The 15,275-nt window shown below is 58.9% G+C and carries 11 protein-coding genes; 3 read left to right on the top strand and 8 right to left on the bottom strand.

Annotation, left to right across the window (positions count from 1 at the left end; translation table 11 throughout):
• Positions 1-11 precede the first annotated feature (11 nt).
• The 3 genes from AC2FIR_RS01405 to AC2FIR_RS01395 all read right to left on the bottom strand — a co-directional run bounded on the left by AC2FIR_RS01405 (position 12) and on the right by AC2FIR_RS01395 (position 5,047).
• Complete coding sequence (locus AC2FIR_RS01405; RefSeq protein WP_170610366.1) at positions 12-2,501, bottom strand: penicillin-binding protein 1A; 2,490 nt, start codon at positions 2,499-2,501, stop codon at positions 12-14.
• 95 nt (positions 2,502-2,596) lie between these two features.
• Entirely contained in the window at positions 2,597-3,817 is a 1,221-nt protein-coding gene (locus AC2FIR_RS01400) for an N-acetylmuramoyl-L-alanine amidase (protein WP_496743767.1), read from the bottom strand.
• A 66-nt stretch (positions 3,818-3,883) separates the two neighbouring features.
• Positions 3,884-5,047 carry a pyridoxal phosphate-dependent aminotransferase gene (locus tag AC2FIR_RS01395; protein WP_496743765.1) on the bottom strand — a complete coding sequence of 388 codons (1,164 nt, stop codon included), beginning with the start codon at positions 5,045-5,047 and terminating at the stop codon, positions 3,884-3,886.
• On the opposite strand from AC2FIR_RS01395, the gene AC2FIR_RS01390 reads away from it, so the two are divergent.
• The gene (locus AC2FIR_RS01390) at positions 5,046-6,425 is read left to right on the top strand and encodes a M48 family metalloprotease (protein WP_496743763.1); all 1,380 of its coding nucleotides are present in this window, start codon (positions 5,046-5,048) and stop codon (positions 6,423-6,425) included. The genes AC2FIR_RS01395 and AC2FIR_RS01390 overlap by 2 nt on opposite strands.
• The gene (locus AC2FIR_RS01385; protein WP_496761830.1) at positions 6,422-7,180 is read left to right on the top strand and encodes a DsbA family protein; all 759 of its coding nucleotides are present in this window, start codon (positions 6,422-6,424) and stop codon (positions 7,178-7,180) included. The genes AC2FIR_RS01390 and AC2FIR_RS01385 overlap by 4 nt, the downstream gene beginning before the upstream one ends.
• A gap of 59 nt (positions 7,181-7,239) precedes the next feature.
• Here the strand turns inward: AC2FIR_RS01385 and AC2FIR_RS01380 are convergent, their stop codons facing one another.
• The 4 genes from AC2FIR_RS01380 to hemA form a co-directional block, all read right to left on the bottom strand.
• Positions 7,240-8,088, bottom strand: coding sequence for an SDR family NAD(P)-dependent oxidoreductase (locus tag AC2FIR_RS01380; protein ID WP_496743760.1), 849 nt, complete (start codon positions 8,086-8,088; stop codon positions 7,240-7,242).
• 14 nt (positions 8,089-8,102) lie between these two features.
• Positions 8,103-9,224: a flavodoxin-dependent (E)-4-hydroxy-3-methylbut-2-enyl-diphosphate synthase gene (gene ispG / locus AC2FIR_RS01375; RefSeq protein WP_170677562.1), complete on the bottom strand. Its 1,122-nt coding sequence runs from the start codon at positions 9,222-9,224 to the stop codon at positions 8,103-8,105.
• A 71-nt stretch (positions 9,225-9,295) separates the two neighbouring features.
• On the bottom strand, positions 9,296-10,510 hold the full coding sequence (locus tag AC2FIR_RS01370) for a helix-turn-helix domain-containing protein (protein ID WP_496761827.1): 1,215 nt from the start codon (positions 10,508-10,510) through the stop codon (positions 9,296-9,298).
• 130 nt (positions 10,511-10,640) lie between these two features.
• Complete coding sequence (gene hemA, locus AC2FIR_RS01365) at positions 10,641-11,864, bottom strand: 5-aminolevulinate synthase (RefSeq protein WP_496743755.1); 1,224 nt, start codon at positions 11,862-11,864, stop codon at positions 10,641-10,643.
• A gap of 328 nt (positions 11,865-12,192) precedes the next feature.
• On the opposite strand from hemA, the gene AC2FIR_RS01360 reads away from it, so the two are divergent.
• Positions 12,193-13,578 (top strand): M20/M25/M40 family metallo-hydrolase, encoded by a 1,386-nt coding sequence (locus AC2FIR_RS01360; RefSeq protein WP_496743753.1) that lies wholly within the window; start codon positions 12,193-12,195, stop codon positions 13,576-13,578.
• Between the two features lie 136 nt (positions 13,579-13,714).
• On the opposite strand, the gene lpdA is transcribed toward AC2FIR_RS01360, so the two are convergent.
• The gene (lpdA, locus tag AC2FIR_RS01355; RefSeq protein ID WP_170610335.1) at positions 13,715-15,109 is read right to left on the bottom strand and encodes a dihydrolipoyl dehydrogenase; all 1,395 of its coding nucleotides are present in this window, start codon (positions 15,107-15,109) and stop codon (positions 13,715-13,717) included.
• Positions 15,110-15,275 lie beyond the last annotated feature (166 nt).

Here is a 15,275-nt window from a genome sequence, read left to right as displayed (position 1 = left end):
CAAGTTGCGGACTAGTACAGTCCGCCCCCCTGCAGATCACCCTGGCTTGCGTTGGGTCCGACCGTAACTGTGCTTCCGGTGGAAGTTGTCACCTGCCGACCCGATCCGCTGACTTCTTCGAACAGTGGCAAATCGGATCCCATGGCAAAGCCGCCATCGAAAATCCGGTCTATGAAGCCATCGACACCGTCGCGGAAATACTCGGCAACCACATATTCCCCGACCGCATCCTCTGGCAGGCGCGCCCCGCTGAAACGGTCAATCTTGATGAAGTGCCCGCCTGGCGGAACTTCGAACGGACCGCCGCCATATTTCTCGACCGCCTTTTCCATGAAACTTTGGAATACTGGCCCGCACATCGTACCGCCATAGGCGCCACTGCCCATCGGACGAGGCCGGTCGTAGCCGATATAGCAGCCGGCCACGATGTTCGAGGTGAAGCCGATAAACCAGGCGTCCTTGGATTCGTTGGTGGTGCCGGTCTTGCCGGCAGTCGGCACCGGCAGGTTGACAACACGCGACGCGGTGCCGCGATCAACCACGCCTTTCATCATAGACGTCAATTGATAGGCGGTGATGGCATCCATAACCTGTTCGCGGTCGGTCACGATCTGCGGCGACTCATCCGGTTCCAGCCAGGTTGAGTTGCAGTCCAGACACTGGCGGTCATCATGCCGGTAGATCGTCTTTCCGAACCGGTCCTGGATACGGTCGACCAGAGTGGGTTCGACCCGCTCGCCGCCGTTCGCGAACATCGCATAGGCGGCGACCATTTTGTACAGCGTCGTTTCTTCCGATCCCAGCGAGTTCGCAAGGAACGCGCCCATTCGGTCATAAACACCAAACCGTTCGGCATATCCCGCAACCACCGGCATCGTCACCTCCTGGGCCAGACGGATGGTCATGAGGTTCCGCGACTGTTCGATCCCGGTGCGCAGCGGTGTTGGCCCGTAGAATTTGTTCGACGAGTTCTTGGGCCGCCAGAGACCCTGCGGCGTGTTCACCTCAATCGGGGCGTCCACAACGATGGTGGCGGGACTGTAACCACTGTCCAGCGCAGCGGCATAGACGAAAGGCTTAAAGCTGGACCCCGGCTGACGCTGAGCTTGCGTGGCACGGTTAAACACCGAATCCTGATACGAGAACCCGCCCTGCATCGCCAGAACACGGCCCGAGTTCACATCCATCGCGACGAAACCGCCCTGCACCTCAGGCACTTGGCGGGCAGACCACTGCCCTTCTTCCCCGGCCATCACCAGAATGACATCGCCGCGCTTGAAATTGTCCTTGAAACTGCCCTGCATCCATTTGATGTCTTCGCGTGGAATGGTTCCGTCTGCCGGACCGTTTTCGATACCCACGGTCAGCGACTGATCGGCCACATTCATCACAACAGCCGGATACCATTGGGTCGGCAATTCGACATCGCGCGGAATTTCCATGATGGCCAGCGCCTCGCGCCACTGGGCTTCCTCGGCCAGTTTTTCTTCCGGGATCACCTCACCCGTACCGCGCCATTTCCCGCGCGAGCGGTCGTATTTCTGCAGGGCCGTGCGCAGGGCCTTGGCAGCTTCGACCTGCATTTCCTCGTCCACCGACGCACGCACCGTGAAGCCGCCGGTAAAAAATTCACCCTCGCCGAAATCTTCGCTTAGCTGGCGGCGGATTTCGTCGGTGAAATAGTCACGGGGCGGCAATGCCGTGCGGAAGCTTTCAAAGTCACCGTTCTGTACCGAGCGCAAAGGCATGTTGACCTCGGCCTCATAGGTAGCCCGGTCAATGTAGCCGTTCTGGTTCATTTCCCGCAGCACGTAGTCGCGACGCGCCAGCAAGCGTTCCTTTTGCAAAACCGGATGGTAGTTTGACGGCGCCTTCGGCATGGCAGCCAACATGGCGGCCTCATGCGGGGCCAGTTCCTGCAGCGTCTTGTTGAAATACGTCTGTGCTGCTGCCGTCACACCGTAAGAGTTCTGGCCCAAAAAGATCTCGTTCATGTAAAGTTCGAGGATCTGTTCCTTGTCCAGAGTGTCTTCAAGCCGGGTCGCAAGGATGATTTCCTTGATCTTGCGTTCGGCCTGCCGGTCGCCGGACAACAGAAAGTTCTTCATGACCTGCTGCGTGATGGTCGACGCGCCGCGCACGTTTTCACCTTTGGATTTCACCGCTTCGACACCCGCAGCAATTATCCCGCGCGGGTCATAGCCCTGATGGGTGTAGAAATTCTTGTCTTCCGCCGAAATAAAGGCCTGCTTCACCAGATCCGGGATTTCCTCGGACGGTGTGAACAGGCGGCGTTCCTGGGCGAATTCGTCGATCAGCTGCCCTTTACCGGAATATATCCTGCTGATCGTGGGCGGCTTGTACTGCGCCAGTGATTCATGACTGGGCAGGTCGCGCCCATACATCCAGAAGACCGCACCGATGACCAGTGCCGCCATGAAGATACCCAGGGTCACGAGGCTGAAGATCGCCCCGAAAAACGAAAGAATGAACCGGATCACTGTACTGCCTTTTACTCGCGGTGCGGCCTATATAGTGTCGGCCCCACGCCAGGTCAAAACACCATGGCGTATTCTAGCCTGTTTGCGACGCTGGGTCACTGGCCAATCAATGAGCGTCTGATCACATCCTGCTGCCGCCAGTTTTCCAGACCGTTGTAAATCCCACGCGCCATTTGCGCGCGCCAATCGGAATTTTGCAGGTTTTTCAGGTCTCTGGGGCTGGAAAGAAAACCCAGTTCGACCAGCACCGAGGGAATATCCGCCGCCTTGAGAACCGAGAAAGAGGCCGTACGGACGGGCCGCCGGTTCATCGGACCACCTTGCTGCGCCATGCCATTGGCCAAAGCCCGCGCCAATGCGTTGGTGCGCGGTCTGGTTTCCTGACGGGCCATGTCCAGCAAAACATCCGCAACCTGATCGTCGGCCCCGTTCAGATCCACCCCCGAGAGCAGGTCGCCCCGGTCGTGACGTTCCGCAAGTTTCTGGCTGGCAACATCCGATGCGTCAGTTGACAGGGTATACACGGCCGCACCATGCGCCTGCCCGTCCGACAGGGAATCCGCGTGCAGCGAGATGAACACATCGGCACCGGCCCGATGCGCCAGCGCAATTCGCCGCTCCAGCGAAACAAACTGGTCCTCGACGCGGGTCAAAACCACTTCATACCCACCTGAACGCAGCAATAGCTCTTTCAGTTCGCGCGCAAAGGTCAGCATCAGGGTTTTTTCATCGGTCCCGCCAACCTCGGCCCCCGGGTCGATGCCGCCATGTCCAGGGTCCAGCATGACGCGAATGGGTCCGTCGGGATCACGCGGCGCCGCCGGAAGTGGGGCGGTCGCTTCCGGCAAATCCCAACCGGGAACCTGAGGAGCACCGGCGCTGGCATTGAATACGTCGAACTCGACCCCCTTGAGCATAAGGGACAACACCGCAGTGCCTGTTATTTGATCCAGCTTCAACTGCGCCGTATCGACACCCATCGGCGCACCAAGTTCCAGAACCAGACGGGACCAGCCGGGGACGTAAGTACCGAACTGCACCTCACTGATCCGTTCGGATTGCAGGAATTCACTGCTGATCAGACCGGTCCAGTCGACCTCACGGAAGTCAAGAACCATGCGATACGGATCCCGCAAAGTGAAAACGCGGTAAGGCACGCCCTGGCTCAGCCCGATATCCACCTTCACGCCGGTTCGGCCGACATCCGTGATACGGCTTATGTCCGGCTGCACGCGCGCAAGGGCGCTGAAATCCTGCGCTGCGACAGCGCCCGTCAGCGCCCAGATCAGCGCGAAGGCAAAGAAAAGTCTGCTCATGGCCTCAAGTTTTCCCGAGATCGTGTTGCGCAGACCCTACTGTACCAGCGCCGGTTTGTGAACGGGTTACACTGCCTGCGGGATGGCCCCTCGTGCCGCCATGAAGCTGCGCAGCCGCTGCAACCCTTCCTGTATGTCCGCCGTCGAGCGGGCATAGGAAAATCGAAGGGTCTTGTGGCCGCGTTCGGGATCGAAATCCAGCCCCGGCGTCACCGCCACACCGGCGTGTTCCAAAATCTCAGCCGCGAAGGCGCGGCTGTCCTGCGTCAAGTTCGATACATCGGCATAAACGTAGAAAGCACCGTCCGGCGGTGCGATATTGGTAAATCCGGCTTTGGGCAGCCCGTCCAGCATGAGGGCTCGGTTTTGCCGGTAGACGTCCAGATTGGCTTGCAGTTCGTCCTCGCAATCCATCGCGGCCAGCGCCGCGACCTGGCTGGCGTGTGGGGCGCAGATGAACATGTTCTGAGCGATCCGCTCGACCACGCGCACCTGGTCCTCGGGCACCACCATCCATCCGACGCGCCAGCCGGTCATCGAGAAATACTTGGAGAACGAGTTGATGACGTAGCATTCGTCCGTCAGTTCCAGCGCGGTGACGGCTTTGGCCTCGTATTCCAGGCCGTGGTAGATTTCGTCGCTGATGAATGACGCGTTCTGTCCATGGGCCGCATCAATCAGCGCGGCCATAGCCGGTCGATCCAGCATGGTACCGGTCGGGTTCGCCGGGGACGCCACCATCAGACCTTGCAGATCAAGCCCCGCGAAATCCGCCGGGACGGGTTGCAGGCGGTTTTCCGGCGCGGTCGGCAGATCGACCGGAACCAGCCCAAGCGCCCTGAGGATCTGCCGGTAAGAAGGATAGCCCGGTGCGCCGATACCGACCCGATCGCCGCTGTCGAAAAGCGCGGTGAACGCCAGCAGAAACCCACCGGAAGATCCGGGCGTAATCACCACCCGGTCAGGGTTCAGATCGACATTGTACCACTCGCCATACATTTGTGCGATCCGTTGCCGCAGCGCCGGCAGGCCCAGCGAAACGGTATAGCCCAGCGGCGACTGACCCATGGCCGACGCCAAAGCCTCGACCGCGCCTTTGGGGGCACCGGTCCCAGGCTGCCCGACTTCCATGTGGATGATATGGCGTCCTCCTTCCTCGGCGCGGCGCGCGGCTTCCATCACATCCATCACGATGAAGGGATCGACCCCGGATCGGGTTGAGTTTCTCATGGCCATCTCCCATGTTGCGGCCATGGCTTTTGAACGCGTATCCAGGCTGGCGTCAATCCCGGCCATGTTACTGATCGCGGTGACATGGACAACGGGCGCTGTTCCTGCCAAGTCGCAGGGCCTGATCCGCGATCCTGACATCGAACACGGATTGCGGGAACTGGCGTTTCCGGTGCTGCGGGCGGCTGGACTGAACACGAACAGGGTGCGGATTCTGGTGGTCCACGACAAGACGTTCAACGCCTTCGTCATCGACTACAACGCCATCTACGTGAACTACGGGCTGATCCTGACTGTCGACAGCCCCGAGATGCTGCAGGCTGTCATCGCGCATGAGGCCGCACATATCGCAAATGGCCATCTGGCCAGACGTGTGGAAAACCTGCGCGCCGCAAAGCGCAATGCTTCTCTGGGAACCGCTTTGGCGCTGATTGTCGCCGCGGCGGGCGGTGGCGAAGCAGCGGGCGGCATCGCTGCCGGGACCTCCGGTTCGGCCCTGCGCAGCTTTCTGGGGCATACACGCGCTGAAGAGGCATCGGCAGACCGCAGCGCGGCGGGTTATCTGCGATGGGCGGGCATCTCACCAAAGGGCATGGTGGCCCTGCATCGCAAGTTTGCAGGCCAGGAACTGCTGAGCGAGGCAAATCAGGATCCTTATACACGGTCCCACCCTACCAGCCGGGAACGCCTGCGCGCGGCCGAGGCGTTTCTTGACGAGTTCGGAGACAACTCGACCCACAACGCCAATGCCGACTACTGGTTTGCCCGCGTAAAGGGCAAGCTGTCTGCGTTTCTGCGATCGCCTACGTGGACAATGCGACGCGCGCGCGAGGAAAGCGCGGAGGATATTCGCCTGATGCGCCAGGCAGCAGCGCACCACCAGAACCGAGATCTTGGCGCGGCGCGCGCGGCGATTGACGGGGCACTGGCCATTCGCCCTGACGATCCGTACTACTACGAACTCAAGGGGCAGATATTGCTGGAAAACAGGCAGATGGATCAGGCTGTTGCCGCCTACGGCCGTGCTGTTGAAATGGCCCCGAACGACTCACTTATCCTCGCCGGGTACGGGCGTGCGCTGCTGGCGCAAGGGCAAACCGAGAACGCCCTGCAAGCGCTTGAAAAAGCCCGCGCGCGCGATTATCGAAACGGTCGGCTGATGCAGGATCTGGGGGTTGCCTATTCTCAGGTCGGCAACAACGGAATGGCCGCGGTTGTGACAGCGGAACGATATGCCCTGCAAGGTCGCATGGCCGATGCAGGCATCCACGCAAAACGGGCCATAAGGCAATTGCCCGAAGGGTCTCCGGGGTGGCAAAGGGCGCAGGATGTGCTGATAGCCTCGGAACAGGTAGAAAAGAAAAGGAAACGCAGATGATCCTCAGACATGCAGCCATGGCCCTTGTTGGGCTGTCCCTGATCACCGGACCGGTGCAGGCACTGGACCTGAACGACATGAGCGACGCCGAAAAGGCCGAGTTCGGTACACAGGTTCGCGAATACCTGCTGCAAAACCCCGAGGTGATCCTCGAGGCGATCAACATTCTGGAGCAGCGCAACGCCGCCGCCGAGGCCGTGGCTGACCAGGAACTGGTCGCCGCCAATGCCGAGGAACTGTTCAATGACGGCTATAGCTGGGTGGGCGGAAACCCCGATGGCGACATCACTCTGGTCGAGTTCATGGACTATCGCTGCGGATATTGCCGCCGTGCGGTCCCTGAAGTGGACGCTCTGCTGGCGGAAGACGGGAACATCCGGCTGATCATCAAGGAATTCCCAATCCTTGGCGAAGCTTCGATGATATCGTCGCGCTTTGCCGTGGCGACCAAACATGTAGCAGGTGCAGATGCCTACAAGCAGGTGCACGATGCACTGCTTGAATTCACAGGCGAACCCAACGAAGTCACGCTGCGTCGTCTCTCGGATGGTCTGGGTCTTGAAACCGACGACATCATCGCCGCCATGGACAGTGACGCGGTTTCCAAAGAGATCGCCCAAACCCGAGAACTGGCGCAACGCATGCGGATTTCCGGCACCCCGTCGTTCGTGCTGGGTACTGAACTTCTGCGCGGCTACCTGCCTGCCGACCAGATGCAACAGATTGCGGACGGTGTTCGGGCCGAAAAAGGGTAACGATTCCGGGATTACCCTTTGATGTTCATTGAAAAATAGGCCGCTTCGCGCGGCCTTTTTTACTTTTTCCCGGTGTTTTCGAAGTTTGCAAAGCCTTCGGCGAAGTCGGGGTGCCATCGGGACAAGGGCGGACGGTTCTGGGTGATATCCTCGACATTCCACGCGATCCGGCGCGCGTCGCGTGTTTGGTCCACGTCATTGTCCGGGCAAAGGATGTAGAAATCCCCGTCCGCCATACGATGGATGAAATGATCTACCGTTTGCTCGCTTGTCCAGGCCCCGGCAGGCTTTTCCGGCAGAAAGGCGGCGATCATCCCGGTGTAGGTAAAGCCCGGAACGAACAGATGCACCGATATCGGTGCGCCCGCCTCGCGCAACTCATGCGCCAACTGCTCGCTCAGCACTTTCACGGCGGCCTTGCTCACATTGTAGCCGGGATTGCCGGGCGGAGTCGTGATGCCCTGCTTTGATCCGGTATTGATCACGACTGCCGGCCGGTCCGCCTCGATCATGCGGGGCAGAAAGGCCTGAACGCCGCGCAACACGCCCAGAAAGTTGATTTCCAGCAGTTTCAGCCAGTTCGCCATCTCCGACCACGCTTTGGTCGGCAGACCGACCCCGGCATTGTTCATGAGAACTGCAACCGGACCGGTTGCAAAGGCCTTTTCGGCCAGTGCGTCGATGTCTTCCTGTTTGGAGACATCTGTGGCAACACCAATGACCTGCGCACCTTCAGCAGCGTTGGCACTGACCTCGGCCACGGCCTCGTTCAGCTTGTCCCCCGGCAAATCCGCCAGAATGACACTAAGCCCGCTTTGCGCAAACCTAAGGGCCGCAACGCGCCCTACACCGCTGGCCGCCCCTGTAACAACGGCGACACCGCCTTGTTCAATTGCCTTTTTATACATCGCTGACCTCTGGTTTACTCGGCGGCCTCCTGCGCGGCATCCAACTCAGCCGCCTTCTTCTCGACCTGTTCAACAATATGGTCGATCATCTGATCGTTCGACATCTTGTGGCTGGCCTTGCCGGCCAGATAGACCATGCCCGAGCCTGCCCCGCCGCCGGTAAAGCCGACATCGGTCATCAGCGCCTCTCCGGGGCCGTTCACGACACACCCGATGATGGAAAGGCTCATCGGGGTCTTGATGTGTTCAAGACGCTGTTCCAGCGCTTCGACTGTCTTGATCACGTCGAACCCCTGGCGCGCGCAGGACGGGCATGAGATGATGTTCACCCCACGATGGCGCAGGCCCAGCGATTTCAGGATTTCGTATCCTACCTTCACCTCTTCGACTGGGTCGGCGGACAGGCTGACGCGGATCGTGTCACCAATACCCATCCACAGCAAGTTGCCCAGACCGATTGCGGATTTGATTGTACCCGAGACAAGTCCGCCAGCTTCGGTGATCCCCAGATGGATCGGGGCGTCCGTTGCTTCGGCAATGCCCTGATAGGCCGCTGCGGACAGGAACACGTCGCTGGCCTTTACGCTGATCTTGAAATCGTGAAAATCATTGTCCTGCAGGATGCGGATATGCTCCAGCCCGCTTTCGACCATCGCCTCGGGGCACGGCTCGCCGTATTTTTCAAGCAGGTGCTTTTCCAGGCTACCTGCGTTCACGCCGATCCGGATCGAACAATTGTGGTCGCGCGCGGCCTTGATTACTTCTTTCACCCGTTTCTCGTCGCCGATATTGCCGGGGTTGATCCGCAGGCAGGCAGCGCCGGCTTCAGCGGCTTCGATGCCGCGGCGGTAATGAAAGTGGATATCGGCCACAATCGGTACCGGGCTTTCGCGCACAATCTCTTTCAGCGCTTTCGAAGACGCCTCATCCGGGACCGACACCCGCACGATGTCCGCGCCGGCCTCGGCTGCGGCTTGCACCTGTGCCACAGTGGCCGCCACATCCGTTGTCAGGGTGTTCGTCATCGTCTGAACCGCGATCGGTGCATCACCACCTACGGCGACATCTCCGACCATGATCTGACGGGATTTGCGGCGGTAGATGTTACGCCACGGACGAACGTGATTGAGCGACATGAGGACGGGTCCAGAACAGCCAGAGTTGCGACTTTAGATAGTCCGGCAACGGGGCTATCGCAATGGCAAGATCACTCGGACGGGGTTTCCGCCGCCTGCGTCTGCAACTCGGCGACCAGTTGCTTGAGCGCACTGTTTTGTTCTGCCTCAAGGTCGGCAACCTGGAACCGCTCGGCCACCGCGTCTTTCGACAGCACGACACCCTTGGTGACTGTACCGGGTGCCCCAACAGGACCAAAGTGTTCACCGTTCATCGAGAAGTAAACCGCGCCCGATGCCCCTGCCCGCAATTGAGGCGGTTCTTCGGTCAGCGGCACTTCGAATGTACTGCCTTTTTCGACCGTGCCCAGCGTCCCTTCGAACAGAATGCTGCCATCCGCCGCCGTGATCCGCATCCAGGATGGGTTTACAGCTACGATCTTGAGGGTAGTGTCGATCTGTTCGACCACCTGCGGCAGCGAGGGGCGTTCGACAGTGTGAACTTCGGCCAGCTGAATTTCGGGCAGCTCCGGCGGCCGGAAGGCGCCCACTTCCCGCGGATCAAGGGTCGAAATCGGTGCGTCACGCGCGACCAGAACCGGAACGTCCAAAGCCTGCGGGCGATAAAGGCGGTCCAGTGCCTCGGCGCTGGGTGTCTCCAGTGCCGCCACTTCCTGAACATCTTCTTTCGAACGCGCGGCATCCAAGGGATCAAGGTCGGACAGAACCACCGGTGCCTGTTCGACCGGGCTGACCTGAACCTGCTGAATCCTATTCAGAACCGACCAGCCGCCATATCCAATGCCGCAGATGACAGCCACAAGAACCAGTGAAGATCCTATGGCGCGCGGCTTGATCTGACTTACGAACGATTCCCTGCCGGGCAGATACGGTGTGTTCGGAGAAATAAACGGGTCACGGCCCATCGGTCCCCGGGATGGCAGATTGCCTGTACCCTTGCGGATGACCGAAGCTTCGGCCGACATGCCGTGCGCAACCTCGAACCCGCTTTCCTGGCAGAACGCGGCGAAGGTATCATCCGGGTTCATACCCAGATAACGCGCGTAAGAACGCACATACCCGGCGATAAAGCCGGGCGTGTCGAAGGCGTCAGGGTCGGCGTTTTCTATCGCAGCGATGTAGTTGGCTTTGATCCGCAACTCGCGCTGAACATCCAGAAGCGACTTGCCCATTGTGGCGCGTTCGCCACGCATCACATCACCCAGCCGAACCTCGTAATCGTCAAAACCCTTCGGTCTGACGTCGGTATCCTGTTCGGAATCGCGCTGAGATCTGCGCCCAATCATTCCTGCTGCCCCATTCTGCCTTCGCGTGTGTTTCACGCTAACGGCGAATCATCCCCAAAACGATTCGTCCGATGCTTTTGTTGCCGTTAGATTAACACGCGTCAAACACGTTGCACACTTTGGTGTTAGATTAACCCGCAAGTTCGGCGCGATTTAGCGCACAATGTGACCAAAGTTCGTCCATAGCGTGTACAAGGCGGTCCATTTCGTTCGGACCATGCACTGGAGAAGGGGTAAACCGAAGGCGCTCGGTTCCACGGGGGACAGTTGGGAAATTGATTGGCTGCACATAAATGCCGTAATCGTCCAACAGCATATCGCTCAGCTTTTTCGTGTGTACCGGATTTCCGACAATCACCGGAACAATGTGACTGCCGTGATCGATCAATGGCAGACCAAGCCCCTTAAGCCGCAGCTTGAGGATACTTGCCTGCGTCTGATGCTGTTCGCGCAGTTCGGGCGCACGCTTGAGATAAGCGACCGACGCCGCCGCCCCGGCTGCAACCGCAGGCGGCAGAGAGGTGGTGAAGATGAAGCCCGGCGCATAAGAACGCACGGCATCGCACATTTTTGCGCTGGCGGCGATATACCCACCCATCACACCATAAGCCTTGGCGAGCGTTCCATTGATAATATCGATGCGATGCGCCAGGCGATCACGTTCGGTCACGCCCCCGCCGCGCGTGCCGTACATGCCAACCGCGTGCACTTCGTCGATATAGGTCAGCGTGCCGAATTCATCGGCCAGATCGCAGATTTCTTCGATGGGGCCAAAATCGCCGTCCATTGAATAAACGGATTCGAACGCAATCAGCTTGGGCGCGGCCGGGTCGTCAGCCTCCAGCAGCTCACGCAGATGTGCGACGTCGTTGTGACGGAAGATCCGCTTGGCCCCGCCGTTGCGGCGCACGCCTTCGATCATCGATGCATGGTTCAGCGCATCGGAATAGATGATCAGACCGGGGAACAGTTTCGGCAGCGTGCTGAGCGTCGCATCGTTGGCGATATAAGCACTGGTAAACAGCAGCGCAGCTTCCTTGCCGTGCAGGTCAGCCAGTTCAGCTTCCAGCCGTTTGTGGTAAACGGTCGTGCCTGAAATGTTGCGCGTTCCGCCCGAGCCTGCTCCGGCGGCATCCACCGCCTCGTGCATGGCGTCCAGAACGACCGGGTGCTGGCCCATCCCCAGATAATCGTTGCCGCACCAAACAGTGATGTTTTGCTGCGAGCCATCCGGGCAAGTGCGTATAGCATGGGGAAAATGGCCCTTGCGACGCTCGATGTCGATAAAGGTCCGGTAGCGCCCTTCTTCATGTAGCCTGGCAATCGCTGAATCGAGCTGAGCTGTATAATCCACCGGTCTCTCCTTGCACCCCGATCTGGTCGTCCACAACCGGGTAACTTACTTTATCAACTGGCACCTTTTCAGGCCATAGCGGCCAGGTTCCCTACCCCGTCTGCCTATCCGTGTTGCGGGGCGGGCCACTTTGATTTGCATCAACTATCCCCTATCACAACGGCAGACAAGTAAAGTTACGGCCATCAGACGCGAGGAAACGACGCAGGCCGCCGTGTTTGGCACTTCGATTTCATCAGTATAGACCAAATTCCCGTCGATACACACTGGACGGCGCGGCCAGCACTGGTAGGCTCCGCGCAAATTCACAACCATTCAGGAGAAAGCAATGTCGCTTGACGCTGTTCTGAGCAGGATCGACGACGATCTGACCACTTCTATCGACCGTCTGATGGAGTTTCTTCGCATCTCCTCGATCTCGACAGACCCGGCCTTCAAGGAAAAGGTCGATCAGGCGGCAGACTGGCTGGTATCCGATCTGCAAAGTATCGGTATCGACGCCGAAAAACGCGTGACACCTGGTCACCCCATGGTTGTCGGTCATGTTGGTGACGACCATTACGCCCCGCATGTTCTTTTCTATGGTCACTATGATGTGCAGCCGGTCGACCCGCTAAACCTCTGGAACCGCGATCCCTTCGACCCGGCGCTGGAAGACACCGAACATGGTCAGGTCATTCGCGGGCGCGGCTCTTCGGACGACAAGGGCCAGTTGATGACCTTTGTCGAAGCTTGCCGCGCCTGGAAAGCGGTTCACGGGAACCTGCCCTGCCGCATAACATTCTTTTTCGAGGGTGAAGAGGAGTCCGGATCGCCATCGCTGGTGCCGTTCCTTGAGGCCAACAAAAAGGAATTGCAGGCCGATCTGGCCCTGGTTTGCGACACATCCATGGTATCGCGCGGTGTGCCTTCGATTGCATCGCAGCTGCGCGGAATGCTGAAAGACGAATTCACCATCGTCGGCCCCCGCATCGATCTGCACTCGGGCCACTATGGCGGCCCGGGCCTGAATCCTTTGCGGGAGTTGTCGAAAATCGTCGCCTCCTTCTATGACGATGAAACCGGACGCGTTGCGGTTGATGGCTTCTATCAAGGCGTCCACGAAGTTCCCGCCGAACAGTTACGCCAGTGGGAGGGCTGCGGATTTGACGAAGCCGAATACCTGAACTCGGTCGGGTACACACAGCCGCACGGTGAAAAGGGTTATTCCACGCTGGAACAGCAATGGGCGCGCCCCACGCTTGAGGTGAACGGGTTGTGGGGGGGCTACAACGGCGCGGGATCGAAAACCGTTATCCCGTCCGAGGCACACTGCAAAATCACCTGCCGTCTGGTGGGCGACATGGACCCGGACGCGTTGCGCAACAAAATCCGCAAACATGTCGAGGACCGCCTGTCACCCGATGCCAAAGTAGTTTGGGACAGCGATCTGGAGGGGTCCCCCGCTTCGGTCATGAACCTTGACCGCCCTGAGTTCGAAGCGGCGCGCGGCGCGCTTTCGGATGAATGGGATCGAGAAGCAGTCTTCACCGGCATGGGCGGATCGATCCCTGTGGTTGGCTATTTCAATACGGTTCTGGGATTGGATTCGATGCTGGTCGGGTATGCCAATGACGATGATGCTATTCACTCACCGAATGAAAAATACGATGTGAAAAGCTTTCACAAAGGCATCCGCTCATGGGCCCGTATTCTTGACGCCCTGACCCGCTGAACCGGTTTTAGGCGAGGCTCTGCCTCGCGCTCCGGGATATTTGGGGCCAGATGAACAGGGGATCCTTCATTCAACAGGCTCAAAATATCCCGGGGGAGTCGCCTATAGGGCGGCGGGGGCAGCGCCCCCTGATGCGCTACATGTGGATTACACGCCCATAGGCATCGAGAACGCTCTCATGCATCATTTCTGACAGGGTCGGATGCGGGAAGACCGTGTTCATCAAATCTTCTTCCGTGGTCTCCAACTGACGCCCCACAACATAGCCCTGGATCAGTTCGGTAACTTCCGCGCCGATCATATGGGCCCCCAGCAACTCACCCGTTTTGGCATCGAATACGGTCTTGATCAGACCTTCCGGTTCACCCAAAGCGATGGCTTTGCCGTTGCCGATGAAGGGGAAGCGGCCGACTTTTACGTCATACCCAAGTTCCTTTGCCTTGGCTTCAGAATAGCCGACAGATGCAACCTGCGGCTGGCAATAGGTGCATCCCGCAATGCTCTCAGGTTTCACCGGGTGTGCGTGCTGACCTGCGATCAAGTCTGCGACCATGACACCTTCGTGACTGGCCTTGTGCGCCAGCCAGGGCGCACCGGCGATATCACCAATCGCATAAAGACCATCGACTCCGGTGCGGCAATATTCATCCGTCACAACATGGGTTCGGTCAATTTTGACGCCCAGCGCCTCGAGCCCCAGGCCTTCAACATTTCCGACAATGCCCACGGCAGAAATCACGGTATCAAAATCGTGCTTTTCGACCTTGCCCTTGACCTCGATATGGGCCGTGACTTTACCCTTCGCGCGATCCAGTTGCTTGACCATGGCTTTTTCCATGATCTTCATGCCCTGCTTGGTAAATGCCTTCTTCGCCAGACCGCTGATTTCCGCGTCTTCAACCGGCAGAACCCGATCCATGACTTCAACTACGGTCGTGTCGGCACCCAACGTGTTGTAGAAGCTGGCAAATTCGATGCCAATTGCGCCGGAACCAATGACCAGCAACTTTTTCGGCATCCGCGGTGGTTGCAGCGCATGCTTGTATGTCCAGACCAGATCGCCGTCGGCCTCGAGGCCCGGCAGTTCGCGCGCACGGGCACCGGTGGCCAGGACGATATTCTTGGCGGTCAGTTCCTCGGTCCCCTTGTCGGTTTTGACGCTGACTTTCCCTTTGGCAGGGATTGTTGCCTCACCCATCACGACGGTGACTTTGTTTTTCTTCAGAAGATGTCCAATTCCGCCCGACAGTTGGGCTGCAACTCCGCGCGAGCGTTTGACAACCGCGTCGAGGTCATAGCCGACCTTATCCGCGCTCAGGCCGAAATCCTTCGCGCGTTCCATCAGGTGGAAAACTTCGGAAGACCGCAGCAGCGCCTTTGTCGGGATACATCCCCAGTTCAGGCAGATTCCCCCCAAATGTTCACGTTCGACAACAGCGGTTTTCAGACCCAGCTGTGCGCCGCGAATGGCAGCGACATATCCGCCGGGACCGGCACCGATTACGATCAGATCAAAAGATTGTGCTGCCATGTGTTCCTCTCGGCGCAGGTCGATTGAAAATTAGTTTACCATTAAACTATTCTCCGCAATGCATCAATATACCGTCTCCGCGACAAAAGCGACGCAAGGTCACCCAAATCGAAAGGCGCGGATTTCTGCCTATACCGACGGAAGAACGGGCGTTAGAACAAATGCG

The sequence above is a fragment of the Ruegeria sp. CDSB136 genome (assembly GCF_059610965.1).
This window is presented reverse-complemented; position numbering and strand designations above follow the sequence as displayed.